Raw genomic sequence first — 24,380 nt, forward strand, 5'->3', positions numbered from 1 at the left:
AAAATGTCTTCTGTCAAAGCTGTATCTGAGCTCTCTGGGGCGGAAGATCTTGCGCAGTTTGGATATGGTCAGGAATTGCGCAGAGAATTAGGGCCATTTGCATCTTTTGCATCTGGTTTTTCATTCGTCTCTATTTTATCGACAATTTTTGAACTTTTTGCGACGGGTTATGGCTTTGGCGGTCCGCTTTTTTTCTGGACCTGGCCGATCGTTTTTATCGGCCAGTTTTCTACCGCTCTCTGCTTTGCAGAACTTGCCGCTTCTTATCCTGTGGCGGGAGCGGTGTACCAATGGTCTCGGCGTTTATCCAATGAAAGCATAGGCTGGTCTGCGGGCTGGTTTATGCTGCTTGGCTATATTATGAGCGTGGCGGCCATTGCTATTGCCATGCAATCTGTGTTGCCAAGTGTCTGGATTGGCTTTCAGGTTCTTGGGGGTGATACAGCTTTGGGTTCCCCAACCGGTGCGGCCAATGCTGTTATTTTAGGAACAGTTGCCATTGTTATTTGCTCCGTAATCTCTTCTCTAGGAGTGCGGGCAGCAGCTACGGCAACAGCAATTGGTGTGTATTGTGAAATAATCGGTTTGATTATCCTGCTTGTTGTTTTGTTTACCCATACCAGTCGTGGCCCGTCTGTTGTGCTGGGTGGCGGGGTGCCATCACCTACATTCTGGAGTTTTTTGTCATCTACCTTAATGGCGGCCTATGTTATGTATGGGTTTGATAGCGCAGCAGAGCTCTCCGAAGAAACCAATGACCCACGGCGCACCACGCCCAAAGCTATTATTCAATGCCTTATGGTTTCATTTTTTGGCGGTGCTCTTATGGTCATGGGGGCTCTTATGGCCGCGCCATCGTTAACAGACGGCAATTTGGCCAAAGATGGTGTTTCCTATGTTTTGGCCGCTGTAACAGGTGGTTTTGCAGGGCACGTACTGTTTGCAATGGTCGCAATTTCCATTCTCTCTGCCACCCTTGCCATTCAAAACGCGGCAGCAAGAGTTATGTTTTCGATGGCGCGCGATGGTGCGTTGCCTCTCTCTTCTTTTTTAACACGCGTGTCAGTTAGAACCGGAACACCTTGGGTTGCAACACTCGTGGTAACTGTGCTGGCTATAGCACTATTGTGGTTGTCTTACGGTGACCCCGCTATTTTTAGTGCTTTGTGTTCTGTTACGACTGTTACAATTTATTTTGCTTATTTGTTGGTCACGCTTCCTATGCTTATTTTGCGTATCAAGGGTGTTAACCCTGCCTCAGGGGGGATGGATTATTTTTATTTGGGACGAAGCAAAGGGCTTATCATTAATTTTGTTGCTGTCGTTATTGGGGGCTTTCTACTTGTTAATGTGGCATGGCCAAGATTGTCAGTTTTTGATCCCGGCAATACCCATTGGTACCTGCATTATTTCCCGATTATTTTTATGGTCGTTGCGTCTGTTTTTGGCTTTATTACATATAAATATAAAAATAAATAAGCCGCGTTATCGGCTCTGTTGCATAATTCACTGATTGAGGGCGTTGAGCGCTTGGATCGTCTATGTATTTACCAAACGGCGTGTGAGCTGGGTTCCGAGTGCTGTGAAGAGATTGAGGACGGCGATACGGACGTGAACTTTGGCGGTCTAACGGTCGAAATCCCGTGCCGTCAGACGCTACCCGAGTAGTTTGATACACTGCATTCTAGAGCAGTTCCACTGAATTCCAGACCTATGCGGTGACACAGGATGTGAATTGTGATTCTCCGTTTTCATTGATGGAGACAGTGATGGTACGAGCATTGAGCGATGACCTTCGGGCGCGTGCTCTGGAAGCGGGAGTTTCGGGTGCATCACCCCGTTCGATTGAGGCCCGGAAGAACATCACGCTCAACGAAATGATGGCGCGTCTGGGCACTGAACGTGACGTTGGGATTGGTCATAGGATGCTCTGCGAGTGGCTGCAGCAGCGCGGCAGGACATTGAAAAAAGATCGCTCATGTACACTGGAGCAGGAGCGCGAGGACGTCCTGAAACGACTGCAGGACTTTTGATGCCCAGCCTGAGGACTTGTAACGGTTTTGAACCGCCCCGGGTTTACCGGAGAGTTTTTGGTTCAATAGTCAGGCTGCTTTTTTATCATCGTTCAGTCTTGTAGAGAAGATCTCCTCTGTTTCGTTCGGGGTGACGTAACCGATGGCGCTGTGCAGACGTGTGTTGTTGTACCAGTCGACCCATTTCAGGGTTTCTCATTCGACCTGTCCGACGGGCTTCCACGGGCCGAGGAACTTGATCACCTCTGTCTTGAACAGGCCAATGATGCTTTCGGCGAGAGCGTTGTCATAGGAATCCCCGACACTGCCGACCGAAGTATCGATGCCTGCCTCAGCCAGTCTCTCTGTGTATCGGATCGGCAGATACTGGGCGGCTTCAACCGGTCGCTGTGATGGATCAGTTGACTGGTCTCACCTGGCGCACGCTGACAGATGGCTTGGTTCAGGGCGTCGAGGACGAAGCCCGTCGTCATTGAGGTCGAGACGCGCCATCGTCGTAGATCTGAGCGAGGTGATCTCCGCGAATGGCCAGATCAATACCAATGGTACGGAATGTCATGGTCGGTCCTTTCTGGTGAGGGAACCAACGCTACGGTCACAGTCAGGTGTGTCATTCGTGGCCGATCAACTTCATTGAAAGAAGACGCCACAATCATGTTACTCTTGCCCCGTCAGCGCGGCCGGACCGGGTTCATGCTTCACAAAAGGCGAGACGATCAGCGGATCTCTCAGGGACTTTAGCCCCGAACCGGGTCTGATCCACAAGCACATTTTCGAAGCCTGCGCTTCTCTGACTTTCTCCATGGCATCAAACCCGGCACCGCTATCGATACCTGCGATTTATAGCCAAGAATGGGATGGGGAGATCCGTTGAGGGGATCGTTCCGTCATCCTGCCGGTTTTGCCTTGGTGAATTCAGGGGCCAGTGTGCATGACGATCCTTGTGGGACAGCTTTGCGGGTTTGTCCCGTCAGTCTTGTGGGATCCGACCTGCCCGAAGATCCGCCTTCTCCGCGTTGGTATGGCGTTGCTTTGGAGCCGCCACCAGCGTTGCGTTCAGGATATGGCCGCTGCGAATGACGTGAATGATCCTGCTCAGGACTTGTCTGTCGTCCACTCGTGGCACGCGTCATGCGCCAGAGGGAAAAATGGCTCAATCCGCTCCACCTAGTGTTTAGACATTAAAAATACGTCATTCACAGTCTTACCTCCATCGGTCAGCCTGTGAATCACAACCACTGGCTCAGTTCAATAAATTAAAAGGTTCTAAGCCTAGCAAGACATTCTTCAACATCAAATACACTCCACTATTTTATATAGTCATTCCTCTAATTAGAACCGGAAAAATGTAAATACGGTTTGGGCCACGAAACCAAGCGGTTTTTAGAGTTCACAGGTTGTAGAATCATTATTTTTAACCGGTGTAATGCAATATCCCATAATACAGCTTTATCGTTCAGCGTTCGAACCCCTTTGAAGGCTTATGGGGAAGTGATTGATTTGCGGATGAAGACTGCGTTGCTTTTTCTTCTCTTTGCTTCTGCTCTACGATTTTGAGTTCTTCAGCTTCTTTCCGTCTTTTTTCGACGGTCTGGCGAAGATCCTCGTTCTTCAACCGAAAGCCATGTTCAACGGCAAGGTCCACGACGCACGCCTTGAAGTCATCGCTCCCGGTAATTTTGACTTCATCCCATCTGCTGGCAGCCAATTGTAAAGAGGCCAGGATGATTGCCCGATCTGTGGTGTCGCAGACATCGATCCGATCGCCACGATCGGAGAAGGCGATATGTTCTGGATCGGTAAGCTTACAGTAATGGACATAGGCTCCCCGCACGATCGACCTGAAGCCCGGGATGCTGTAAACCCGCCTCTCGCTATCGGAACGTGTCCCATGCCCCTCCAGACGCATGAAGTAATTAGGATGTGCCCACAGTGCCGCCAGAAACGGATCCCTGTTCGCCTTCAACCACTCCTCTATCGTGGGGAAGGGAGGCAATCTTTCCCGGTTGGCAAGGCGTTCTTCCTTCTGCTGGTCCTGAAGAAGGTGGAGCGCTGTCCTATGTTCTTCAGCTAGCGCATGCCGTAGGGCGTTGAGCGCCACGCCACGTCGTCGCCATTTACCCTTCAGAACGGTCTCGCGTTCCCGGCGCTGCATTTCCTTCAGGCTGGTCCTCTGGTTTGCATGCTGGCGGATAAGGTCTGATAACGCTTTCGTTCTCGCAGCTTCGTAATTTTTGCGCTCCTGATGATAGTCGCTCAAATCGACATCATTCGGTCTCACCTGGAGAGGAATGGTAAGAGTGCCGTCAGCGGGTATGTCCGCAGCCTGATCAGGCTCTTCGTAAGGTCCCAACCTGAGTTGCAGCTTGATGAAGCTGATCTGCCGATCAGCCTGACTGGCTTTGACTGCTGAACCCCCAATCATGATGACAGCGCCATTGCCATGTCGGCGATATCGTATTCCTTTTTGTGCCAAACCCTCATGAACGTCAGCCCAGCATGTCGCTTCTTTAATGACAGGAACCGCCTCTTCAATAGCGACATCCCGGACAGAACGTTTACCGGTTTTACGCTCTGCTTTTTTGCCGTCGCCCTTGACTGGAGCCGCCCGATCTCTGTGCCTGTCGCATCGGACCAGTTTTCCATGCGCGCCAACCTGATAAAGACCATTTTTCTCGTGCGCCCATCCTTGGCGGTGCTCAATCAAAGCGATGGCCCTGTGACCAGCCTCAATGTCAAATCCACGATTGATTTCGGTGCATCGAAGTGTCTCGGGGTCAACACGATTGACCACAACATGCAGGTGACGGTTATCGGTGTCCGCGTGTAGTCCATAGACAATCTGATGCTGTTCCAATCCCATTTCTTTTTGCAGGAGTGTGACGGCCTCATCCACCTGTTTTGTTGTGGGACTTTCTCCGCGCTTCCAACTGAGCACGTAGTGGTTCACGGTATCTGCAGAGCGTACAGAGTCAGTGGCAAGTGCGATCATCTCCCCGATCTGACTGTTAAGAAGATCCGTTAGAAAACCCCGTGCTCCGAAATAAATACATTTTTCTGACGTGTCTGTTTTTTCCGGACTTACGACGTAGAGAATCAACCGCCTGATCCGCTCAGATTTGGACGTCGATTTCTTCGGGTTTTTAATCTTTTTGATGATCACGACTGATCGCCTCGATTACTGCTCTCAGTGTGTTTAGGGTAGCCAGTGTTTCCCGTGCATGTTCACCGTTACTCGACGTGTAAAGGTGTTTGAGAAGTCCGCCCAGGCGACGCAACTCCCGGATTATGACGATATCAGCGTGGGCAATAATCGGCCGACCAAAATAACGGCGTCGGACCAGTTCTGAGACACTCATTCCGGCAAGGTCAGCGTCCTCTTTCAGGCGAGCTTTTTCATCCGTCGTCAGCCTGACATTGACGATCGCATCCAGTGGGAAACGACCTCTGATTTCAAAAGGCATAATCTGGACTCCTTCTTTGGGAAGAAGAGAAGAAAAAGAAGCAGGAAAGAGCCAGCCTGTGAGACGCGGAGCGCCGAACGGTCTGGCGTGGTTTGTCACACCATGCGGCGTATGTGTGTGACAAACCCCATTCTGTAAATCGAATCAGTGATAGTCTACCACAAATAAGCGCCATTTTAGGCATGTCAAAAATTGCGATTTTAGCGCCATAAAAAATATTGCCGATAATGTATAATGAAATCATAACAGCGAATCAGTTTGCTGATTTGAAGCGGGGACGACAATGCGCGCACATCACACACGCTCAAAAATAGATGCCATATGCAAGAAGATGTCAAACTTGCCCGAACTAAAGGCAGATGAAATTCAGCTTAATAATAAGGAAAGCATTGCCGTTCTCGCTGACGATATCGCTGCATTGCGAAAACGAGGATATGGGTTCGAGCAGATTGTTGAGTTCCTTCATGAAAACGATTTTGAGATCACGGCCTCGACGTTGAAGACATACCTAAGAGGACAAAATCCTGATAGTGGAAAAGAACCTAAAAATAATACGAAGAAGACAAAAAAACCTACGACTGAAAATAAAATAGTAGCCAAAGTGACAGTAAAAAACGAGACAAAACGACAGACAAAGAAGCAGACGGCGAAGGAAGATAACAATCAGGCTGAATTTCTGATTGCGCCAGATCGTGATGCATTATGAAGAGGGTGAATCTCATGGAAAATATTTATCTGGTTGGCGGTGGAAAAGGGGGCGTCGGCAAATCAATAGTGAGCATGAGCCTCATTGATTTCTTGATGAGTGAGGGTAAAAATGTCTTATTTGTTGAGACAGATAATTCAAATCCTGATGTTTTGAAATGTTATGGCGGCGTGACAACTGCAGTCGCCTTGAATCTTGATCATGTCGACGGCTGGATGGATCTCATCACTCAATGTGACAACCATAGAAATCATGTCGTGGTCATTAATTCGGCGGCCCGGAATGATCATGCGGTACAGACGTATGGGGATCGCCTTCAACAGGCCTTACCATTGCTGAAGCGCAAACTGATCACGTTGTGGGTTATCAATCGCCAGCGTGATTGCGTGGAATTACTAAGAAATTTTTTAGAACAAATACCTGAATCCAAAACAAACGTTCTCATGAATTCTTATTTTGGGAACAAGGAAAAATTTGAAACCTACAATAATTCGCAAACCAAGAAATATATTGAAAAACTCTGTGGAAAGTCACTTGTTTTTCCAGAAGTCGCTGATCGGGTTGCTGATCAGTTGTACATAAAGCGGATGACGATCGAGAAGGCGTCGGAAGATCTTCCGATTGGCAATCGGATTGAACTTATGAGATGGCGGGCTGAGGTCAAAAAGATGTTTGAGGAGGTTGTCGAGTGACAAAATTCGAGACCGTTTTCCATGGATTTTATGGACGAAATCCCACGGATACCGAGATCCAGGAGCATTACCGGATCAAGGCTGCAATGGATATCCGGGATAGCGATGCGTTGTGGCTGATCCTGATACCTTTTCAGTATTATACAAAAGTATTGCAGGATATTCCAAAAACTATCGAAATCGTCTCCGATGAATTCAATGAGAATTCACGTGCTGCAATGCAGAGACATGAGCAAAGCATAAAATCAGATTTGAATTCCGCTGTCGCAGCAGCGGGGCAGGGCGTTGCGTCAACAATTCTGCGGCGAAAGATGCGGACATGGAGTGCAATTTCAATTGCGGTTTTTGCCCTAGGGCGTGTCGTCAGTTAAACGGGGGGATTATGAAGCTTGTACTCCCGTTTGATCTGTGATGTTTTCTTCCTGTTTCTGGAACGGGGAGAGTGTGAATGCGACGGTATGGTTTGAGCGATGGTCAGTGGGAGCGAATAAAAGATCTTCTCCCGGGTCGCGAAGGTCATGTCGGTGGGACGGCTGAGGATAACCGTCTGTTTATCGAAGCCGTGCTGTATCGTTACCGTGCAGGCATTCCCTGGCGTGATCTGCCTGCCCGGTTCGGGGACTGGAAGAACGTGCACCGGCGGCTGCGTCGCTGGTGCGAAGGCGGCGTGATCGAGCGGATTTTCCGGCATCTGGCTGCTGACCATGACAACGAATACATGATGATCGACAGCACCATTGTCCGTGCTCACCAGCATAGCGCGGGCGCCCGTAAAAAAGGGGGGCGGATCAGGCCACCGGGCGGTCCCGTGGCGGACTGACCACGAAAATCCATGCCATTGTCGATGCCGCGGGAAAGGCTGCGGCTCTTTCCCTGACGCCCGGACAAAGGGCCGACATCACAGAAGCAGAGCCATTGCTCGATGAAGTCGATCCCGAGGTCTTCATCGCCGACAAGGCTTATGATGCCGATCCCCTCATCGAAAAGCTTGAAGAGCGGGGGATCACACCGGTTATTCCGTCAAAGAAAAACCGACGCAATCCACGGAAAATCCTCTTCTCGTTTTATAAAAAACGAAACATCATCGAACGCTTCTTCGCCAGACTTAAACAGTTCAGGGGTATTGCAACACGATATGACAAGCTGAAGTCAACTTTCCTCGCAGCCGTGCAATTCGTCTCCGCCATCATTGGAATTAACTGACGACACACCCTAGTACGTGAAGCTTTGGTGACAGTTCTGTGGACCGGAAGAACACGGATTCACGATGAGCATTATGAGGTAGGTTATAATGCAGGATACACCAAAGGAACTGCGGACGGGCAAAAAGAAGGATATAGCGCGGGGAGCAATGCCGGGCAGAAAACCGGTTACGAAAAAGGAATGGCGGATGCCCTTGACACGAATGCGCTGGCGATGACGTCCTGGGCGACGAGTGAAACCGGGAAGACAGCCCGACAACTCTATGAACGCGGATTGATCGATCCGATCTACAAGCTCTACAAATCGGGTGACCTGACCAAGATACTTAAATGTGCAGGGAGTGGATGGCGCATACAGAACGGCTATTGTGTCAGTGCAGTGACGACGGATAATGGAGGTAGCGTTGTTTATGATGGCTGGAGGCTCCCCTGAGTTGTCTGTACGTTTGCTCGGCATTAAGCGGACCTCCCGCTTCCGCCCTCATCCTAGACACACAAGTACAACCATACCTTTTCCAAAAGCGGACATCGTGACGCGTGAAGAAGGCTGTGCCGTATCAGACGTTTAATGCTGTATTGAGCAGCTCTTAGCGCAATCTGGCACCATTTTGGCGACTGCATCCGTTGCCTACGTTTATCAGGCATGAGCGCCCCTTTCCTACATGACGGCCTCATGAAAGACGCGGTGTTTCAGGCCTGTGTCGAACAGGCTCCCATATCAACACTGGAGTGGACGATATCGTCATGATGGACAATCCGTCCGGCTCACAAGCTCCCGGCGGCACAAAAACCATCGGGCAGGCTGGAACTGTGTTGGTGTTCCGCCTGCCATACGCCCCCGACTTAACCTTATCGGAATGGCTTTCTCAAAACTCGATGCCGTGCTGCAAGAAAAAGCAGGACGAGTTGTCATTTCTCTGCGATAGGTCTGGGATGCGCTATTCTTTGCTTTTTAAACCCAAGGCCATGTAAGACTGGTTATAAATTTATAATGCCATTGCCTCTGCCCATATCCGTGCAGCCCGGAGATCACTTCCAGAATAAATGAGAACGGGACTTGGAAGTTTGGTTAGCACTGACTTGATTTGTTCGAGCTTGGGTGTGGCTATCGGGCCAGATTGCGGAATAGCGATATCAGCGAAACCAAGACCGCTACAAAAAGATGCCTGTTCAATTTGAAGGCTATTAGGAAACCTCTCCTTTGTTTCCTCTGGACTCAGGCATAGGATACTTCTAAAGCCTGCCCCCGCGACTGCCCCAACATCTGCAGCGACAATTTGTGACGATACCGAGATATCCGAAGAAAGTTTCTCAAAAAAATTACGCATGATTTCATCCTGATGATAGGGTTCAGAAAATTCCGGAATTCCGGTCATTAATTTCCGGTCATGGCAAACGGCGCTTCATACAGACATATGCCACCAGATAAATGGCCATATAAAAGAACGGAACGAAGAAGATGATGGCTTCCAGATCTCCCATCATGAGAGTTGCTCCCCGTTCGTGATGCCTTCTTCCTGTGCATCCAGAAGAACAGCGCCAGCACCGGAAATCAGAACGATCATGACTGTTCCAATCACCCATGCGAAATACCAGGGTCCCTGATCGCCCACAAAGACGGCGAACAGCAGCGCAATAACAAGAGCCAGACCCATTCCGGCCAGTCTGAAGATTTTCATGAAGGATAACTCCTCAATAGCTATGAGAGTCGTTGATGACGTCCTGAACCCGCACACGGCCACGCATGACATGATAGCACCACGACGTGTAGCTCAGGATGATCGGGACAAAGATAACCGCCACAACCAGCATGCAGCTGAGTCCATAGAGACTTCCGGTTCCGTTCCAGACTGTGAGGCTCTGATCGGGTGCGGTAATGGACGGCATCAGAAACGGGAACATGGCAGCCCCGACAGTCGTGATTGTTCCTGCCCAGGCTCCCAGACCGAACCACCAGCCCAAAGCCGGACGATTGACACGCAGAAGAAGCGCTTCACCAATCATGCAGACCGTACCAAGGGTCGGTAGCAGCCACAGAACCGGGTGGGCATGATAGTTTTCAAGCCATGCACCGGGACGGATTGCCGCAGTCTGACCATGGAGTGGGTTGGCAGGCATCGCAGGGTCAGACAGGGATGTCAGAACAAAACCCGGCATGTGAGCAATCCAGAAACCGCCAATAACAAACAGAGCCGCCGCAACAAATCCGCCGATCGAACCATAAGCCCGTGCTCGGCCATAAATCGGGTTTTCAGAGCGCAGCATCAACATTGCTCCACCCTGCTGCACACTTAATGCAACGGACATCAACCCGCACAAAATGGCGAATGGGTTGATCAGATAGTTCAGGAAAGATTCATCCTGAACATACTGCCCCGTCCAGGTGAAGTGATAGCCCACGCCTTCCAGAATATTTCCAAATGCCGCGCCATAAACGAACATGGGCACAAAACCCGAAATCAGGAACGTCACGTCCCAGCTTGCACGCCAGTGTCTGCTATCGGCTTTTGAGCGATATTCAAATGCCACAGGGCGCAGAATCATGCTGAACAGCAGCAGGATCATGACAACATAGAAGACAGAAAACGACGTGCCATACAGTGTTGGAAACGCCGCGAAAATCGCACCTCCACCCAGAATGAACCATACCTGATTGCCGTCCCAGTGTGGCCCGATGATATTGAGCGCCGTCCGACGCTCCCCATCATTGCGCCCCACGAAGCGCAGCAGCGTACCAACGCCCATATCCATACCGACCATGGTGCCAAGTCCGATGAACAGGACACCGAGAATTCCCGTCCAGATCAGTTTGAGAAGTGCATAGGTCTCCATGTCAGACCCTCCGGTTTTTCAGAGTAAGAAAAAGGACGTTCATATCAGGCGTGGCTCCCGTGGAAGTGGGACAGCAAAGCGTCTGTTTCGTTGTGAGGCGTTCCATGCTCTTCTGGACCGAGGCGGGCAAAGCGGAACATCAGATAGAGTTCAGCGGCGATAAACACACTGTAGAGCAGTGCAAAACCGGCCAGCGAGAAGACCATGTAGCCCGTGCTGTGCCCGGAAGCGGACAGGAAGGTCGGCAACTTGTTGAAAACAGTCCAGGGCTGACGCCCGGCCTCTGCGGTAATCCAGCCAAACTCTGTTGCGAGGATAGGAAGCGGGATCGACCACATGACCGTTTTGAGCAGCCAGGGGTTGGCTTCCAGCCGGTTCTTCAGGCTCAGGAGTGCGGATACTGCAAAAATTGCGAAGAAATACCCACCGAGAAAAACCATGAACCGGAACGACCAGAACGTCACAAACACGTTCGGCAGAATGTCAGGCTGTGTCTGCTTTACGACCGCATCAAGCTGATCGGCAGGGATATTCGTGACATCCTGATGGGGTGCATGACGCGTTGCCAGGAAGCCAAAACCCATATCGTCCTGATGGGCATTGAACAGATCCAGGTCGGCTTTGTCATGCGTCGCCCCATAACGGCGTAGTGCTGTCAGAGCGATAATCCCCGAGCGGATGCGCGGGGCAGCCTGATCTTCGAGTTCAGACATTCCGGTAACAGGTTGATCGAAGCTGTGCGTGATCAACGGCGTCAGAACATAGGGAATGTTGATCTCGAAGTGATTGACCTGCTTTTCATCATCCGGAAGAGCCGCAAGGATCCACGGTTCGTAAGGCGGCTTCGTCGTATGCCACAGACCTTCGATGGCGGCGATTTTCGTTGGCTGTTTTTCGTAGTCCATCCGGCCCAGAACATCGCCTAGTGTGATGACGGCAACGGATGAAATAAGACCAAACAGAGCCGCCATGCGGAAAGAGCGGGCTGCCAGTTCGCGATGCTGTTTGCGCAACAGGTAAAACGCGCTGATTCCCATGACGAACATGGCCGCGGCCACATAGCCAGCGACAGAAGTATGCACAAACTTCGCCTGTGCATCCTGACTGAAGACAACACGTACGAAGCTGTCAAACTGCATGCGCATCGTATCCGCATCGAAATGCGCACCTTCCGGCACATTCATTCCAGCATTGGCAATCAGGATCCAGAGCGCTGAAAGGTTGGATCCCAGCGCCACAAGATAGGTGATGGCCAGATGAGCAGGCTTACTCAGACGATCCCAGCCAAAGAACATGAGACCGACAAACGTGGATTCCATAAAGAAGGCCATCAGGCCTTCAATGGCGAGCGGTGTGCCAAACATGTCGCCAAAGAAATGCGAATACATGGACCAGTTGGTCCCGAATTCGAATTCCATGGTCAGCCCGGTTGCAACACCAATGGCGAAGTTGATGCCAAACAGCTTGCCCCAGAACTGGGCCATATCCCGATAAATTTTGCGGCCGGTGACAACATACACTGTCTCCATTGCGGCCAGCATGAACGTCAGCCCAAGCGTCAGGGGCACAAACATGAAGTGATAGAGGGCCGTCAGCGCAAACTGGAGACGCGAAAGATCGACGACCTGCGGGTTGATGAAATCCACGATGGGATCCTCCTGTGAACAGGACAGAAAAAGGAACGAAGGGCCGGTATCCGGCGTGCATCATCGTCGGATCACGGCAGTCCCTCCCGCTCATGAAGTCGACCATCCTCCAGTCGCAAAACACGCTGCATGAACTCCAGCGGCTCGGGACGGTGGGTAATACAGAGCACTGTTGTCTGTGGCAGTGCTGCCAGTATCGATGCGATCAGGTCTCTGCCTTTTTCAGGGGGCAGTCCTTCGGTCGGTTCATCCAGAATGATCCAGCGCGGTTGACGCAGAATAGTCTGCGCAACTGCCAACCGGCGCGCCTGTCCACCAGACAGCCGCATACCATGCTCCCCGATGAGGGTATTCAGCCCGTTTTCCATAAGCCGGATGTCTTCGGCGAGGCAGGCGCTGGATAATGCCGCCCACATTTCCGCGTCAGTTGCGTCTGGGCGGGCCAGCAATAAATTACGCCGGACACTGCCCTGAAACAGGTGAAAGTCCTGCGACAGAACGCCGATCTGCGTTGAAAGCGTCTGCGTATCGAGCTGTTTCAGATCAGTTCCACCCCATTGAATGGAGCCCGACTGATAGTCTTCCAGCCGAAGCAGCAGGCGAATAAGCGAACTTTTTCCCGCCCCTGATGGCCCGACGACCCCAATACGCTCCCCGGAATGGATGCTTAGGGAGCAGCCTTTCAGCACTTTCTTCCGGCTACCGGCATAGCCAAACTGGACGTCCCGCATCACAAGGCGTGTGAAATCGGCACTTTTCCAAACGTTTTCTGCTTCCGCAACAGGCAGGGGTGCCTCGCACAGTGTCATGAGGCGACGTATGGAAAGCCGCGCCCGAGCCAGGGCCTGGCGGGCCGGAACGACGCCCGAAACAAACTCCATTGCCGCCATGGTCCCTAGGATGAGCATAGGCAGTTCGGGGGTGCTCAGGGCTTGGGATTGTAAAGCGTGCGCACCGATCATCAGCATTCCGGCAACCGCGAGGACGGCGATGAAAGCCACCATCTGCCGCGACGCATGGGACCATGCGAGGGAACGCAACTGCATTTTTCCTGAAAGATCCTGCGTGGCATTAAGCGACGCTACTGTCCGTGCCACTGCGTCGCACAGAATGATATCGCCTGCACACTGCACAGCCTCAACGAGATCCGCACGGAAGTTGTCGCCAAGCTCGGCCAGGCGCTGCACGTCATGATCAACCCGACGGCCGACCAGAGAGGGCACCCCCACTCCCCCGAGCAATAGCGCCAGAGCCAGAAGCAGTCCCGCTTGAAGAGAGAACACAGTTGTGATGGCAACACTGACTGTCCCGCAGATTGCCGCCACACCAAACGGCATCAGTGCATCAATCGGGAATTGGCCGACGGTCTGAGTATCGGACACCAGTCTTCCCAATACATCTCCGCTACGGTGATCCGTCAGGAGAGTGGAACGGGGGATGAGGCGTGTAAACACCCAACTGCGCAGAACGCTGACACTTTCAAGCGCAGCGTCATGCGCTACCAGTCGTTCCCCATAGCGTGTCAGGATGCGGGCGGTCGCAAAAAACCGGACACCTGCGGCAGGCATGAACAGGTTAAAGAGATTGCGCGTCACTATTCCGCCAAGACCCGCCGCAGCTGCCGCCGCAATCAACCAGCCCGACAGGAAAAGAAGTCCGAACCCTGAGAGAGATGCCAGACAGGCAAAGGAAAAACCAAAGATCATTTTCCCCCGTGCAGGTGCGATCAGGCGAAAGGCATAGCGAAGCTCCGTCATGCTACGGCTCGCTGAATTTCATTGAGGTGAAGAACACCTTCGGGAAGGTGAAAAACTTGCGTAGCCTGATGAAGAATGTCCGGACGGTGCGAAACAGCGATCACGATGCGACTGGCTGCCAGTTGCTTGAGGGCGGTCGCAATCATGGCTGCGTTGGCACTATCCAGATCCGCAGTCGGTTCATCGAAAACCAGAATATCTGGTGCATTCATTAAAGCCCGCGCCAATGCCAGACGCCGGACCTCGCCACCCGAGAGAGCAGTGCCGCGATCACCCACTACGGTATCCAGCCCGTCAGGCAAGTCGTTGATAAAAGAGAGCACGCCAGCGAGAGCGGCGACAGACCGCAACCTGGTATCATCGGCATCCGGGTCTGCCAGACGCAGATTGTCCCGAATTGTCTCGTTCAGAAGATGCGGAGACTGCGGGACCCAACCAATACGCCAGTTCTGTGCAGCAATGCGGCTGCCGGCATCATCAACAGCAATAATCTCTCCGGCGCGAACTGGCATCATTCCCAGAAGAATGTGCAGAAGTGTGGTCTTACCACATCCACTGGCACCTGTTACCGCCGTAATAGTGCCGCGATGAGCAGTAAAGGAGATACCACACAGAATGTCTGAACCCTGTCCGTAACCTGCGGAAACATCCTTGAAAATAAGCTTTTCAGGGGCCGCAGTTTTGGCCTGATGAGGGCGCGCGCCCTGATCGACACAGAGTTCTGGAAGACGCATAAAGGCCATAAGCCCGTCCATGGCTGACAGCGCGTTCTGACGGGCATGATAGCTGGCAGAAAAATTGCGGAGCGGCGCGAAATACTCCGGGGCCAGCAGAAGAACCAAAAAAGAGGTTTGAAAATCAACCTGCCCTGAAAGCAGACGAGAGCCCAGAACAATCGCGACAAGTGCGACCGCGAGGCTGGAAAAGAATTCCAGAACGGCAGAAGTCAAAAATGCAACGCGCATGACCTGCATCGTCGCCAGTCGGTGCGCCTCGGCCATAGCCTGCACCATTTTTACGCTTTCCCGTGCCTGACCAAAAAGACGCAGAGTTGTCAGTCCCTGTACGGCATCGAAAAAAGACGCACCAAGCAAAAGAAGCCGCGTCCACTGTCGGTCCATCAAGCCTTGAGCGCTGTAACCGACCAGAGCCATGAAGATCGGTATCAGTGGTCCCGTCATGGCAAGGATCAGAAAACTCCAACCATCCAGCCCTGCGACAACCGCAAGAATAACGCACGGCAGGATCACCATTGCCGCAGCTCTTGGAATGTACTGTGCGATATAGGGCTGAAGGGCTGCCACACTATCCGTCAGAGACGTTGCAAGGCGCCCGGTTTCCAGATCCTGCAATCCGACAGGACCAATTCGGAACAGACGCTGGATCAGGTCCTGACGAAAGACGGTCACAACCTTCTGGGCCGCTTGCTCACCCGTCATCTCTGAAGCCCACTGCACGCAGCAGCGCATCAATGCTGCGCACAGGAAACCTGTGAAAGGCCAGAACTCTGCCTCGACAGGCAGGCGTTGCAAGGCAACATCAGCCACCAGTTTAGCCAGAAGAATCATCTGCACAACAAGCAAAACCGCCCCCACTCCGCCCAACCCGACAGCAACAGCCAGAGCTGGGGAAGCCTTGCGTGCGATTTCTGAGATGTCCGAGATTCTACCCGCAGACACTAGCTTTAACCCTCACTTAAAGTTTCTAATTTCTATTAACTCATAAATTATAGGTTTTATTAAAACGTAAAGTCAACGCATCATTGCCCCTTCCCCTCAAAGCGGTGAAAAAAGAAACAAACGAATTATCTAGGGATTTTCACCATCAATGAGGTCTGGAGATGCCTCACCAGATGATAGGAAGCATTTTCCTAGGGCGTGTCGTCAGTTAAACGGGGGGATTATGAAGCTTGTACTCCCGTTTGATCTGTGATGTTTTCTTCCTGTTTCTGGAACGGGGAGAGTGTGAATGCGACGGTATGGTTTGAGCGATGGTCAGTGGGAGCGAATAAAAGATCTTCTCCCGGGTCGCGAAGGTCATGTCGGTGGGACGGCTGAGGATAACCGTCTGTTTATCGAAGCCGTGCTGTATCGTTACCGTGCAGGCATTCCCTGGCGTGATCTGCCTGTCCGGTTCGGGGACTGGAAGAACGTGCACCGGCGGCTGCGTCGCTGGTGCGAAGGCGGCGTGATCGAGCGGATTTTCCGGCATCTGGCTGCTGACCATGACAACGAATACATGATGATCGACAGCACCATTGTCCGTGCTCACCAGCATAGCGCGGGCGCCCGTAAAAAAGGGGGGCGGATCAGGCCACCGGGCGGTCCCGTGGCGGACTGACCACGAAAATCCATGCCATTGTCGATGCCGCGGGAAAGGCTGCGGCTCTTTCCCTGACGCCCGGACAAAGGGCCGACATCACAGAAGCAGAGCCATTGCTCGATGAAGTCGATCCCGAGGTCTTCATCGCCGACAAGGCTTATGATGCCGATCCCCTCATCGAAAAGCTTGAAGAGCGGGGGATCACACCGGTTATTCCGTCAAAGAAAAACCGACGCAATCCACGGAAAATCCTCTTCTCGCTTTATAAAAAACGAAACATCATCGAACTCTTCTTCGCCAGACTTAAACAGTTCAGGGGTATTGCAACACGATATGACAAGCTGAAGTCAACTTTCCTCGCAGCCGTGCAATTCGTCTCCGCCATCATTGGAATTAACTGACGACACACCCTAGTCAGCAGCTGCGTGTATTAAGGGATCACCATATCCTTGAAAGTCGTCGTTCTGCGCGAAACGTATTTTATAGAATAAACAAAAATAATTGTTGAAATAAAATTATTGATATTATCGATATTATTATATGTTATTTTTGTGTATTCGTTTGTCGCTTGGTATTTAAATATAATATGGTCCAGATGTATTTCATGCCGCCACATGCCGTATGAGGCTTTCAGCCCTGGTATATATCTCTGGTGGCAGCAAGCCCCATCAATGCCACGATATCTACCGTCAGTATTAGCGCAAAAGTCTCATCTGGATGCGGGTTTATAGCCACAACATATATCCAAGTATCGCGATATATGTCGCTAATCGCACGTCATCAGCATTCTCCAAGAGTAGCATAAATCACAACTATGACCGTATAGCTGTTGTAAGCATCGGTCAGATGAATGACTGCTTTTCTAACCGCGCCATCCGCAAGCTGACCTTCCGTTCCCCCCCCCATTGCTGCCTTTTCTGAACGATTTTTTCAGAAGGAGAAGCAGTGCTTGATGGAAGCATTTTTAGCTCAGAAATTGAGGTATTATTTTCAATCAGTTTCTATCCCTCGCTGGCGGTTTCAGAACTGTGAGTTATCATTAAAGGAGAAAGTGATTCGTGAGTGTCACGGATCTGGCCATCGCAGAGGGTCATCATGTCACGAAACGCTAAACGCTTGCCTCAACAGGATAGTCTGGAACCGGCGTCCGCCTCACAACGTATTTCCGCCTATGTAAGGCGGGGATTGATGCGGTATCAAGAGGCAGCAGATTATCTTGGGATCGCCAAGGGAACGCTGGCCAACTGGGTCTCGCTACGGATTGGCCCACGGTCCGTCAAGATCGGCAGCATGCGGCTGTTTCGCCAGGAATATCTCGATCTCTTTATTGAAGAAAAGCTTTTTGAAACCGAACGGTTTGAAAAGCGTCGCCGCCGTCAGCGCGGACGGGGCGCACTGGTACTGAGCTGCCCGCATCCTGATCTGTTTCTCTTCTCCGTGATGGCGCTGGCGTTGGCAGCCTTCCTCTTCACCCGTGTTATCGGCTTCCAGTAAAACGCGCTCTGGTTACCTTTGATTATCCTGGCTGGCAGTTAGCGTGTCTTGTCCGCAATATCTCCAGGCACAGGCTGATAGTAGCGGTTAAGTGACTTCAGATCGCGATGGCCAGTGACTCGGGTCAGTTCAATTGGGTTCAGATAGCGCGCTAGGCGCGATGTTGCTTCGTGGCGCAAATCATGAAAGGTCAGGTCCTGAATTCCTGCTTGCCGGGTCATGCGACCGAACAAAACAGAAAAGATTTTTCTCTCTCCTACCGAAAAGACAATATCTTTTCGGTCAGGCACCGTTTCCATGGCGGCCCGCTTTTCCATGAGAACACGTTGTGCACCCTTGGTCATGGGACGGATTTCGGGACCAAGTTCTTCTCTGTGCCTGTCACTCTTCACGCGGGCGAGGGAAATGGTCTGCTTGCGGAAGTCGATATCCTGCCAGCGCAAACTGAGGGATTCCCCTAAGCGCCAGCCTTGTTCAATCGACCACCTGATGAGCCACACCACATCAGGATAATGCCTGAAAACCCCGTCGGGCCGAGAAGCAGCCCGCAGAAGTTCGTCTTCTTCGCCGTCCTTTAATCTCCGGTTTCTCTTGCGATCCGCTCCCTCGGGCCGTTTGGTCCTTTTGGCGGAAGCATGATTGAGGATGGTCGTGTCCCATTCCGAGTTGGCGTATTCGATGATGGCCGCAATCATGTTTAGGCGTTTGACGACGGTTCCCTTGGCCAGTCCCGCTGCCAGCATGGTGTCACGAAAATCCCGGACATCGCCATTGGTCCATTTGTCGATTTTCAATAAGGCAATGTCGGAACTAAGAAGGGCTGGAAGATGGCCCATACGATCGGCATCGCGTTCTGTCATGCGCTCCCGGCCGAAGCGCTCAAAGAGTTCACCAAAAGTGATCTGGTTTCTCTTGCGTGCGGGTGGCTCAAGTTGGCCCACATGCGCCTTGGCCCGTACGTCCTGAAGCCAGCGGCGGGCGAGGCTGGCTGACGCAAAGGTTTCGCGGTGACGTTTGCCGTTCACCATCTTGCGGGCCTGATACTGGCCGGGGCCACGATACCAGACGCCCTTGGGCAACGGCTTCCCTGTCACAGGGTCCTTGAGGGTCTCTTTTGGTGGTTTGGTCATCGTTACTCGATCCTCTCCCAGTTTGGCTCGGGATTGGCTCAAAAATCAACGATTTTCAGATTAACCTGCTGCAAGTTCTTGAAAAACTTGGCGTCCCGTACGGGATTCGAACCCGTGTTGCCGCCGTGAAAGGGCGGTGTCCTAGGCCTCTAGACGAACGGGACTTGAGGCTGTCTTGGGCTTTGATCTAGAGGTGTTTGAAACTGCCGTCAAGTCGTCTCGTGCAGTTTTTGGAAGAAACATGAGTATGTATGCTCCTTAATGGTTAGAGCGTATTTATCGCGTAAAATTAATAAAAATAATAATACATTTCATAATATATAAAATAAAAACACAAAAATTACATTTCATTATATATTATAATCTATTTTAAATGTATTTTTATGAGTTATTAAATATAAAATACATTATGGCGATTGAATTTTTCGGTGGTATTTTATTGGGCATTACGCATACGGAGTGATTGCGTGGGAGGAAGAACGCCAATCTTCTCTTTTTTATTTTCCGAACGTTTCATGTTGAAAATTTCTATCGCCCAAAAATTTTTATGTTTATAATGCGAATCATTCTCGACTAAGTTGCGGTGGATCACGGCTGGCGTGCAAGACGCATGCGGGGCTGGGTTTGTTATAGAACAAGGATTACAGGAATGAGCCAATCAGGCCGTTTTGCTTTTCAGAAACAGAAGGTCAGCCTTGCTGTGGCGCTCGGTATGACAACCAGTTTTGGGGCTGGAGAAGCGTTTGCCCAAGACACAACGCCATCAACCAATGAAACGGACAGCTCCATCAAACTGCCTGCAGTGCGGGTGCGCGGTGAGGGCGATGCAGGAGTTGCAGCCGGGAATACGAACAGTTCTACGCTGAATATCTCCCGTATGCCTGCTTCAGTCCGTGATACGCCTCAGACCATTACGGTTGTCCCTCATGAGATCATTAAGGAACAGCGGGTGTTCACGCTGGATCAGGCGCTGGCAAACGTTCCGGGCATTACGCTTTCCACTGGTGAAGGCAATGGCGGCATGAATGGTGACCAGTTCCGTATTCGTGGGCTACAGGCGCGTCAGGATATGTATACGGATGGCCTTCGGGATTTTGGAACCTACACACGTGATATTTTCAACACGGAGGATGTGCAGGTTATCAAGGGACCGACGGGAGAATATTTTGGTGCTGGTAATGTTGGGGGGGTTATCAATCAGTCCCTGAAACATGCCCATGCTGGAACAGACTATAATTACGATCAGGCTTTTGGTAGCGCCTCGATGTATCGCGGTGCGGGTGATGTTAATTATCAGATCAATGATGATATCGCCTTGCGGATCAATGGAATGTATAACCGCCAAGGTGTCGCGGACCGGAAGCGCACTACGTCCAACCGTTACGGGACTGCTGTTGATCTTGGTGTGGGGTTACACAGTAAGACATCCTGGCATTTGAATTGGCAGTGGTTCAATTCAGACAGCGTGCCTGATTATGGCGTGCCTTTTGTACAGATGGCGGATGGTGTTTACAGACCGATAACCAGCCATGGTCTGGCGCGGGACACCAGTTATGCGCGCAGTTTTGACCGTGACAAGAACAATGTACATACGCTGACATCCTTGTTGAAATCCGAAGTAACCCGCTGGTTTACAATTAGTAATGATACGCGTCTGACAAAATATGACCGTGAGTATGCGGCCACAACACCGGCAGCCTGTAGCTTTGCCAATGGATGCGCACCTTCTTTCTTTGCAGGCGGGAACCCCACGTTTCCTTATGGTGCTGGCGGCGGGGTCGGGTATCGTCAGGATGGATGGGCGGCTCAGAATATTCTTATGGGCACTGCCAAGGTCAAAACCGGGATTGTGTCTCAAGAAATCAAAGCTGGTGTTGATGTTGAATATGCTTATGACAACCGACATTACGGGACATGGGTCAATCGTTCCAATATCCAGACTCTTCGTGACCCGGATTATTCTTATCCTAACACGCGCCTGACTTTTCCTGATACGGGGCAGCGTGTCGCTTCTTCGCGTGATGTGGGGCTGTTTTTATCTGATCGCATAAAAGTTGGAAAATATGTTTCCCTGTTTGGAACAGGGCGGTGGGACTCATTTGTATCGACTTATAATTCAGCGTCTGTAGCTTCCGGTTTGCAAAGTCAGAGAGCGGATCGCTGGAGCCCCTCGGGCAGCATCATGGTGAATCCTTTGGAAACAGTCTCCTTCTATTTCACGTTTGCCCGGTCTTATAAACCGATTGGAACGGATGTGGCGGGGACTGTGACGAACAACGTTAATTCCGCAGATGTGGCCAGCGACACCAAGGATTTCAAGCCGCAGCGGAGTGATCTGTTCGAGTTTGGCAGCAAGGCAGATTTTCTGCATAGACGCTTGGGCGCAACGTTATCATTCTTCCGCATCAATGAGACCAATACATATTATTATGACACGAATGGCGACATTGCGGTGGGACAGGGTGATGCCGGTAGTGGGCGGCGGATTCAAGGTGTTGAACTCAGCCTGACGGGAAAGATTACAAAAGACTGGAACATCTACGGTTCCTATTCTTACCTTGATGGTAAGGTGACGCATAGTACCACGGGCGATAACGGAAAGCAGGCACCTCAGATTTCGCACAACAACTTCTCGTTGTGGACATCTTATGATCTTTCTCGTGCGTTGCTTAATCCGGGTTGGGGGCAGTTGAAGGTGGCTGGTGGCGCGCAGTATGCCTCAGGCTATTGGGCAGGGCCTGCGACAGCACAGCTTTATCGGATGCCTTATATGTTTAATCTGAACGGAATGCTGTCCTGGGAGATGAAGCATTATCGTGTTTCGTTTAACGCCAACAATATTACCAACCGTTTGAATTATGGTTCAGCATTTTCTGGCCGGACAGTACCTTCGGCTGGCAGGACATTTATCGGGAATGTTGGGTTAACCTTCTAATCTGAACGGATCATTTCCCCTTTTGCTTTCGTGGAAAATTTTTCTCGGACCAAAAGGGGATTTTCTCAAAATTTATGAGGGCTGAGTGTTGCGGGCGTTCGCCATGAAGTCACTCAAACCTGCATTGATGGCAGTTTGAAAGGCGGCGAGTGTCTCTGTTCCCACATAATGTTCCAGCCCTTCGGCATCAATGCGCGCATTTTCCGGACTGACGCCTAGTGCCAGAAGAAAGGCTTCAACAATCCGGTGGCGTGAGCGTACTTCTTCCGCCAGTTTTCGGCCTGTCTGGGTGAGAAAGATGCCACGGTAAGGTTTTCGCGCCACAAATCCTTCATCTGTCAGGCGGGTCAGCATTTTGGCCACAGTGGGCTGGGAAACGCCCAGACGTTCGGCCAGATCCACCTGCCGTGCTTCTTGGCCTTCATCCAGAAGATCGGCAATGAGTTCCACGTAATCTTCAACCAGAACATTCTGCCTTGCCGCGCGGTTGGCGCGAAATCCTTCCGAATGTGTTTCAGCATCAGGGAGAATGTCGAATGACGTCATAAGGTGGGCAGCCTGCTGGTTAGGGACATGTAGATGCGGATAGATGCCAGCGAAAGACCGTGGGCGCCTATCATTATTCTGTTAAGAATACTTTATTACGCTTGGAATGTCATGACTGAAGATCAGGAAAAGTGATTTTTAGAGCAAGTTTTGCCACTACTTTTTAATATAGCATGTTGCATATCATGGCGCGGTAGGCTCTAGTCTGTAACTATGCCTGACTCCTCTCACCATAGTTGTTCTGCTCCTGATTCCGCCAAGGCTGGCTGGCGTTTTGCCAAGCCGACCGAGGCTGGCAGCAGCAGTCTGCCCGAAGTTTTTGCCAGCGTTCGTCTGCCAGGGGAAAATGCGTCTTGGTTCCGGCGGTTTCTGGCTTTTGTCGGGCCGGGCTATATGGTTTCCGTGGGGTATATGGACCCCGGAAACTGGGCGACGGATCTGCAGGGTGGCGCGCAGTTTGGTTACACGCTGCTATCTGTCATCATGTTGTCCAACCTGATGGCTATTCTGCTTCAGGCGCTTTCTGCCCGCTTGGGAATTGCGACAGGCCGGGATCTTGCGCAGGCCTGCCGGGATCATTTCCCGCCAGCCGTGAACATCCTGCTTTGGCTGGCGTGTGAGCTGGCGATTATTGCATGTGATCTGGCAGAGGTGATTGGCACGGCGGTGGCCCTGCAATTGCTGTTTGGTATCCCCCTGCTTGGGGGCGCTGCCATTTCAGTGCTGGATGCCTTTATTGTTCTATTTTTGATGAACAAGGGCTTCCGGTATCTGGAGGCCTTCATTATCGGGCTTCTGAGCATCATCGCTCTCTGTTTTGCTGTGCAGGTTGTGGCGGCTGCTCCCCCATTGGCGGGGATCATAAAGGGGTTTCTGCCTTCCCCTGAGATCGTGACCAATAGTCAGATGCTCTATATTGCCATAGGCATTATTGGGGCGACCGTTATGCCGCATAATCTTTATCTGCATTCTTCCATTGTGCAGACGCGTGCGTTTGAACGCTCCTCCGAGGGGCGGCGGGAGGCTATTCGATGGGCAACGTGGGATAGTACCATCGCGCTGATGCTCGCCTTGTTTATCAACGCAGCCATTTTGATTGTTGCTGCGGCGGCCTTTCATACGACCGGGCATCAGGATGTTGCGGAGATTGAGGACGCTTACAGACTTCTATCCCCCATTCTTGGGCTTGGTATTGCCTCCACTCTCTTTGCTGTGGCTCTGCTGGCTGCGGGGACTAATTCCACTATAACCGGCACTCTGGCGGGCCAGATTATTATGGAAGGATTTCTGCGGCTGCGCATTCCTCATTGGGCGCGCCGTTTGCTAACGCGGGGGTTGGCAATTATTCCGGTGATTGTGGTGACCGCTCTTTACGGCAGCAAAGGCGTGGGCGAATTACTGTTGCTCAGCCAGGTTATCCTTTCCATGCAGTTGCCTTTTGCCGTTATTCCGCTGGTTCTGTTTGTGTCTGACCGCAGGAAAATGGGGGAGTTTGTTATCTCCCGCACAAGTGCTGTTCTCTCCTGGGTTGTGGCGGCGGTCATCCTGATCCTTAACTTCAAACTGCTCTACGACACCATTTTCTAGGTTTAACCCGCCTTCGGGCTTTCTTTGCTGAAGA

Annotated in this window: 22 protein-coding genes, 1 tRNA gene and 2 pseudogenes; 12 read left to right on the forward strand and 13 right to left on the reverse strand. The window is 51.5% G+C overall.

Translation table 11 applies throughout. The features are described 5' to 3' along the window. Positions 1–3: 3 nt before the first annotated feature. Together QWU00_RS12280 and QWU00_RS12285 are read left to right on the forward strand one after the other, a co-directional pair. Positions 4–1,479 carry an amino acid permease gene (locus tag QWU00_RS12280; RefSeq protein ID WP_035378566.1) on the forward strand — a complete coding sequence of 492 codons (1,476 nt, stop codon included), beginning with the start codon at positions 4–6 and terminating at the stop codon, positions 1,477–1,479. A 239-nt stretch (positions 1,480–1,718) separates the two neighbouring features. Next, entirely contained in the window at positions 1,719–2,033 is a 315-nt protein-coding gene (locus QWU00_RS12285) for a hypothetical protein (protein WP_150395616.1), read from the forward strand. A gap of 69 nt (positions 2,034–2,102) precedes the next feature. On the opposite strand, the pseudogene QWU00_RS12290 reads toward QWU00_RS12285, so the two are convergent. The 4 genes and pseudogenes from QWU00_RS12290 to QWU00_RS12305 all read right to left on the reverse strand — a co-directional run. Next, a pseudogene (locus QWU00_RS12290) lies at positions 2,103–2,524 on the reverse strand (integrase core domain-containing protein); the annotation flags it as partial. A gap of 333 nt (positions 2,525–2,857) precedes the next feature. Continuing rightward, positions 2,858–3,105, reverse strand: a pseudogene (locus tag QWU00_RS12295) (IS5/IS1182 family transposase); the annotation flags it as partial. A 384-nt stretch (positions 3,106–3,489) separates the two neighbouring features. After that, positions 3,490–5,196, reverse strand: a complete 1,707-nt coding sequence (gene traI, locus QWU00_RS12300) for a TraI/MobA(P) family conjugative relaxase (protein WP_052051209.1) — start codon at positions 5,194–5,196, stop codon at positions 3,490–3,492. Next, positions 5,177–5,497 (reverse strand): plasmid mobilization protein, encoded by a 321-nt coding sequence (locus QWU00_RS12305; RefSeq protein WP_035378564.1) that lies wholly within the window; start codon positions 5,495–5,497, stop codon positions 5,177–5,179. The genes traI and QWU00_RS12305 overlap by 20 nt, the downstream gene beginning before the upstream one ends. Positions 5,498–5,780: 283 nt before the next feature. Here QWU00_RS12305 and QWU00_RS12310 point away from each other — a divergent pair, with 283 nt between their 5' ends. The 6 genes from QWU00_RS12310 (at position 5,781) to QWU00_RS12335 (ending at position 9,069) form a co-directional block, all read left to right on the forward strand. Continuing rightward, the gene (locus QWU00_RS12310) at positions 5,781–6,203 is read left to right on the forward strand and encodes a hypothetical protein (RefSeq protein ID WP_150395617.1); all 423 of its coding nucleotides are present in this window, start codon (positions 5,781–5,783) and stop codon (positions 6,201–6,203) included. A gap of 14 nt (positions 6,204–6,217) precedes the next feature. Further along, the gene (locus tag QWU00_RS12315) at positions 6,218–6,895 is read left to right on the forward strand and encodes a nucleotide-binding protein (protein WP_035378584.1); all 678 of its coding nucleotides are present in this window, start codon (positions 6,218–6,220) and stop codon (positions 6,893–6,895) included. Beyond that, a complete protein-coding gene (locus tag QWU00_RS12320) occupies positions 6,892–7,266 on the forward strand; it encodes a hypothetical protein (protein ID WP_035378561.1) in 375 nt (124 codons plus the stop codon). The genes QWU00_RS12315 and QWU00_RS12320 overlap by 4 nt, the downstream gene beginning before the upstream one ends. A gap of 77 nt (positions 7,267–7,343) precedes the next feature. Beyond that, positions 7,344–8,098 (forward strand): IS5 family transposase gene (locus QWU00_RS12325; protein ID WP_304651020.1). Its coding sequence is split into 2 segments (ribosomal slippage): positions 7,344–7,683 and positions 7,683–8,098, totalling 756 coding nucleotides; the frame shifts between segments, so codons are not numbered across the junction. Between the two features lie 27 nt (positions 8,099–8,125). Then, a complete protein-coding gene (locus QWU00_RS12330; RefSeq protein ID WP_035378630.1) occupies positions 8,126–8,530 on the forward strand; it encodes a hypothetical protein in 405 nt (134 codons plus the stop codon). 311 nt (positions 8,531–8,841) lie between these two features. After that, positions 8,842–9,069, forward strand: a complete 228-nt coding sequence (locus QWU00_RS12335; protein ID WP_150395555.1) for a hypothetical protein — start codon at positions 8,842–8,844, stop codon at positions 9,067–9,069. Positions 9,070–9,083: 14 nt separating this feature from the next. On the opposite strand, the gene QWU00_RS12340 is transcribed toward QWU00_RS12335, so the two are convergent. From QWU00_RS12340 to cydD, 6 genes are all read right to left on the reverse strand, one after another. Next, entirely contained in the window at positions 9,084–9,473 is a 390-nt protein-coding gene (locus QWU00_RS12340) for a beta-lactamase hydrolase domain-containing protein (RefSeq protein WP_081938979.1), read from the reverse strand. A 105-nt stretch (positions 9,474–9,578) separates the two neighbouring features. Then, positions 9,579–9,776 (reverse strand): hypothetical protein, encoded by a 198-nt coding sequence (locus tag QWU00_RS12345; protein WP_035378626.1) that lies wholly within the window; start codon positions 9,774–9,776, stop codon positions 9,579–9,581. Between the two features lie 13 nt (positions 9,777–9,789). Beyond that, positions 9,790–10,929, reverse strand: a complete 1,140-nt coding sequence (gene cydB, locus QWU00_RS12350; protein WP_035378624.1) for a cytochrome d ubiquinol oxidase subunit II — start codon at positions 10,927–10,929, stop codon at positions 9,790–9,792. A 44-nt stretch (positions 10,930–10,973) separates the two neighbouring features. After that, complete coding sequence (locus QWU00_RS12355; protein ID WP_035378622.1) at positions 10,974–12,575, reverse strand: cytochrome ubiquinol oxidase subunit I; 1,602 nt, start codon at positions 12,573–12,575, stop codon at positions 10,974–10,976. Positions 12,576–12,646: 71 nt separating this feature from the next. After that, on the reverse strand, positions 12,647–14,332 hold the full coding sequence (gene cydC, locus QWU00_RS12360) for a thiol reductant ABC exporter subunit CydC (RefSeq protein ID WP_035378620.1): 1,686 nt from the start codon (positions 14,330–14,332) through the stop codon (positions 12,647–12,649). After that, positions 14,329–16,011 (reverse strand): thiol reductant ABC exporter subunit CydD, encoded by a 1,683-nt coding sequence (gene cydD / locus QWU00_RS12365; protein WP_035378618.1) that lies wholly within the window; start codon positions 16,009–16,011, stop codon positions 14,329–14,331. Before cydD ends, cydC begins: the two co-directional genes overlap by 4 nt. A gap of 289 nt (positions 16,012–16,300) precedes the next feature. Here cydD and QWU00_RS12370 point away from each other — a divergent pair. After that, positions 16,301–17,055, forward strand: a protein-coding gene (locus tag QWU00_RS12370) for an IS5 family transposase (protein WP_304651045.1) whose coding sequence is annotated in 2 segments (ribosomal slippage) — positions 16,301–16,640 and positions 16,640–17,055 — 756 coding nt in all. Because the reading frame shifts where the segments join, the coding sequence is not laid out codon by codon here. Positions 17,056–17,749: 694 nt separating this feature from the next. After that, a complete protein-coding gene (locus QWU00_RS12375) occupies positions 17,750–18,148 on the forward strand; it encodes a helix-turn-helix domain-containing protein (protein WP_222942020.1) in 399 nt (132 codons plus the stop codon). Positions 18,149–18,186: 38 nt separating this feature from the next. Here QWU00_RS12375 and QWU00_RS12380 read toward each other — a convergent pair whose 3' ends face one another. Next, the gene (locus tag QWU00_RS12380) at positions 18,187–19,278 is read right to left on the reverse strand and encodes a site-specific integrase (RefSeq protein ID WP_035381230.1); all 1,092 of its coding nucleotides are present in this window, start codon (positions 19,276–19,278) and stop codon (positions 18,187–18,189) included. Positions 19,279–19,366: 88 nt separating this feature from the next. After that, positions 19,367–19,442, reverse strand: a tRNA-Glu gene (locus QWU00_RS12385). 485 nt (positions 19,443–19,927) lie between these two features. Between QWU00_RS12385 and QWU00_RS12390 the strand changes: the two genes are divergently transcribed. Further along, entirely contained in the window at positions 19,928–22,213 is a 2,286-nt protein-coding gene (locus tag QWU00_RS12390; RefSeq protein ID WP_035381228.1) for a TonB-dependent receptor, read from the forward strand. Positions 22,214–22,285: 72 nt separating this feature from the next. On the opposite strand, the gene mntR is transcribed toward QWU00_RS12390, so the two are convergent. Next, on the reverse strand, positions 22,286–22,759 hold the full coding sequence (mntR, locus tag QWU00_RS12395; RefSeq protein WP_035381226.1) for a manganese-binding transcriptional regulator MntR: 474 nt from the start codon (positions 22,757–22,759) through the stop codon (positions 22,286–22,288). Between the two features lie 213 nt (positions 22,760–22,972). Here mntR and QWU00_RS12400 point away from each other — a divergent pair, with 213 nt between their 5' ends. Beyond that, positions 22,973–24,346 (forward strand): Nramp family divalent metal transporter, encoded by a 1,374-nt coding sequence (locus QWU00_RS12400; RefSeq protein WP_035381224.1) that lies wholly within the window; start codon positions 22,973–22,975, stop codon positions 24,344–24,346. Positions 24,347–24,380 lie beyond the last annotated feature (34 nt).

The sequence above is a fragment of the Acetobacter tropicalis genome (genome assembly GCF_030644465.1).
Lineage (GTDB): Bacteria > Pseudomonadota > Alphaproteobacteria > Acetobacterales > Acetobacteraceae > Acetobacter > Acetobacter tropicalis.

What these genes read in the sequence shown, in the direction of transcription:
- QWU00_RS12280 (WP_035378566.1), top strand. Translation starts at nt 4, where the DNA reads ATGTCTTCTGTCAAAGCTGTATCTGAGCTCTCTGGGGCGGAAGATCTT.
- QWU00_RS12305 (WP_035378564.1), bottom strand. Translation starts at nt 5,497, where the DNA reads ATGCCTTTTGAAATCAGAGGTCGTTTCCCACTGGATGCGATCGTCAAT.
- QWU00_RS12310 (WP_150395617.1), top strand. Translation starts at nt 5,781, where the DNA reads ATGCGCGCACATCACACACGCTCAAAAATAGATGCCATATGCAAGAAG.
- QWU00_RS12315 (WP_035378584.1), top strand. Translation starts at nt 6,218, where the DNA reads ATGGAAAATATTTATCTGGTTGGCGGTGGAAAAGGGGGCGTCGGCAAA.
- QWU00_RS12335 (WP_150395555.1), top strand. Translation starts at nt 8,842, where the DNA reads ATGATGGACAATCCGTCCGGCTCACAAGCTCCCGGCGGCACAAAAACC.
- QWU00_RS12340 (WP_081938979.1), bottom strand. Translation starts at nt 9,473, where the DNA reads ATGACCGGAATTCCGGAATTTTCTGAACCCTATCATCAGGATGAAATC.
- QWU00_RS12345 (WP_035378626.1), bottom strand. Translation starts at nt 9,776, where the DNA reads ATGAAAATCTTCAGACTGGCCGGAATGGGTCTGGCTCTTGTTATTGCG.
- cydB (WP_035378624.1), bottom strand. Translation starts at nt 10,929, where the DNA reads ATGGAGACCTATGCACTTCTCAAACTGATCTGGACGGGAATTCTCGGT.
- cydC (WP_035378620.1), bottom strand. Translation starts at nt 14,332, where the DNA reads ATGACGGAGCTTCGCTATGCCTTTCGCCTGATCGCACCTGCACGGGGG.
- QWU00_RS12375 (WP_222942020.1), top strand. Translation starts at nt 17,750, where the DNA reads ATGTCACGAAACGCTAAACGCTTGCCTCAACAGGATAGTCTGGAACCG.
- QWU00_RS12380 (WP_035381230.1), bottom strand. Translation starts at nt 19,278, where the DNA reads ATGACCAAACCACCAAAAGAGACCCTCAAGGACCCTGTGACAGGGAAG.
- QWU00_RS12390 (WP_035381228.1), top strand. Translation starts at nt 19,928, where the DNA reads ATGAGCCAATCAGGCCGTTTTGCTTTTCAGAAACAGAAGGTCAGCCTT.
- mntR (WP_035381226.1), bottom strand. Translation starts at nt 22,759, where the DNA reads ATGACGTCATTCGACATTCTCCCTGATGCTGAAACACATTCGGAAGGA.
- QWU00_RS12400 (WP_035381224.1), top strand. Translation starts at nt 22,973, where the DNA reads ATGCCTGACTCCTCTCACCATAGTTGTTCTGCTCCTGATTCCGCCAAG.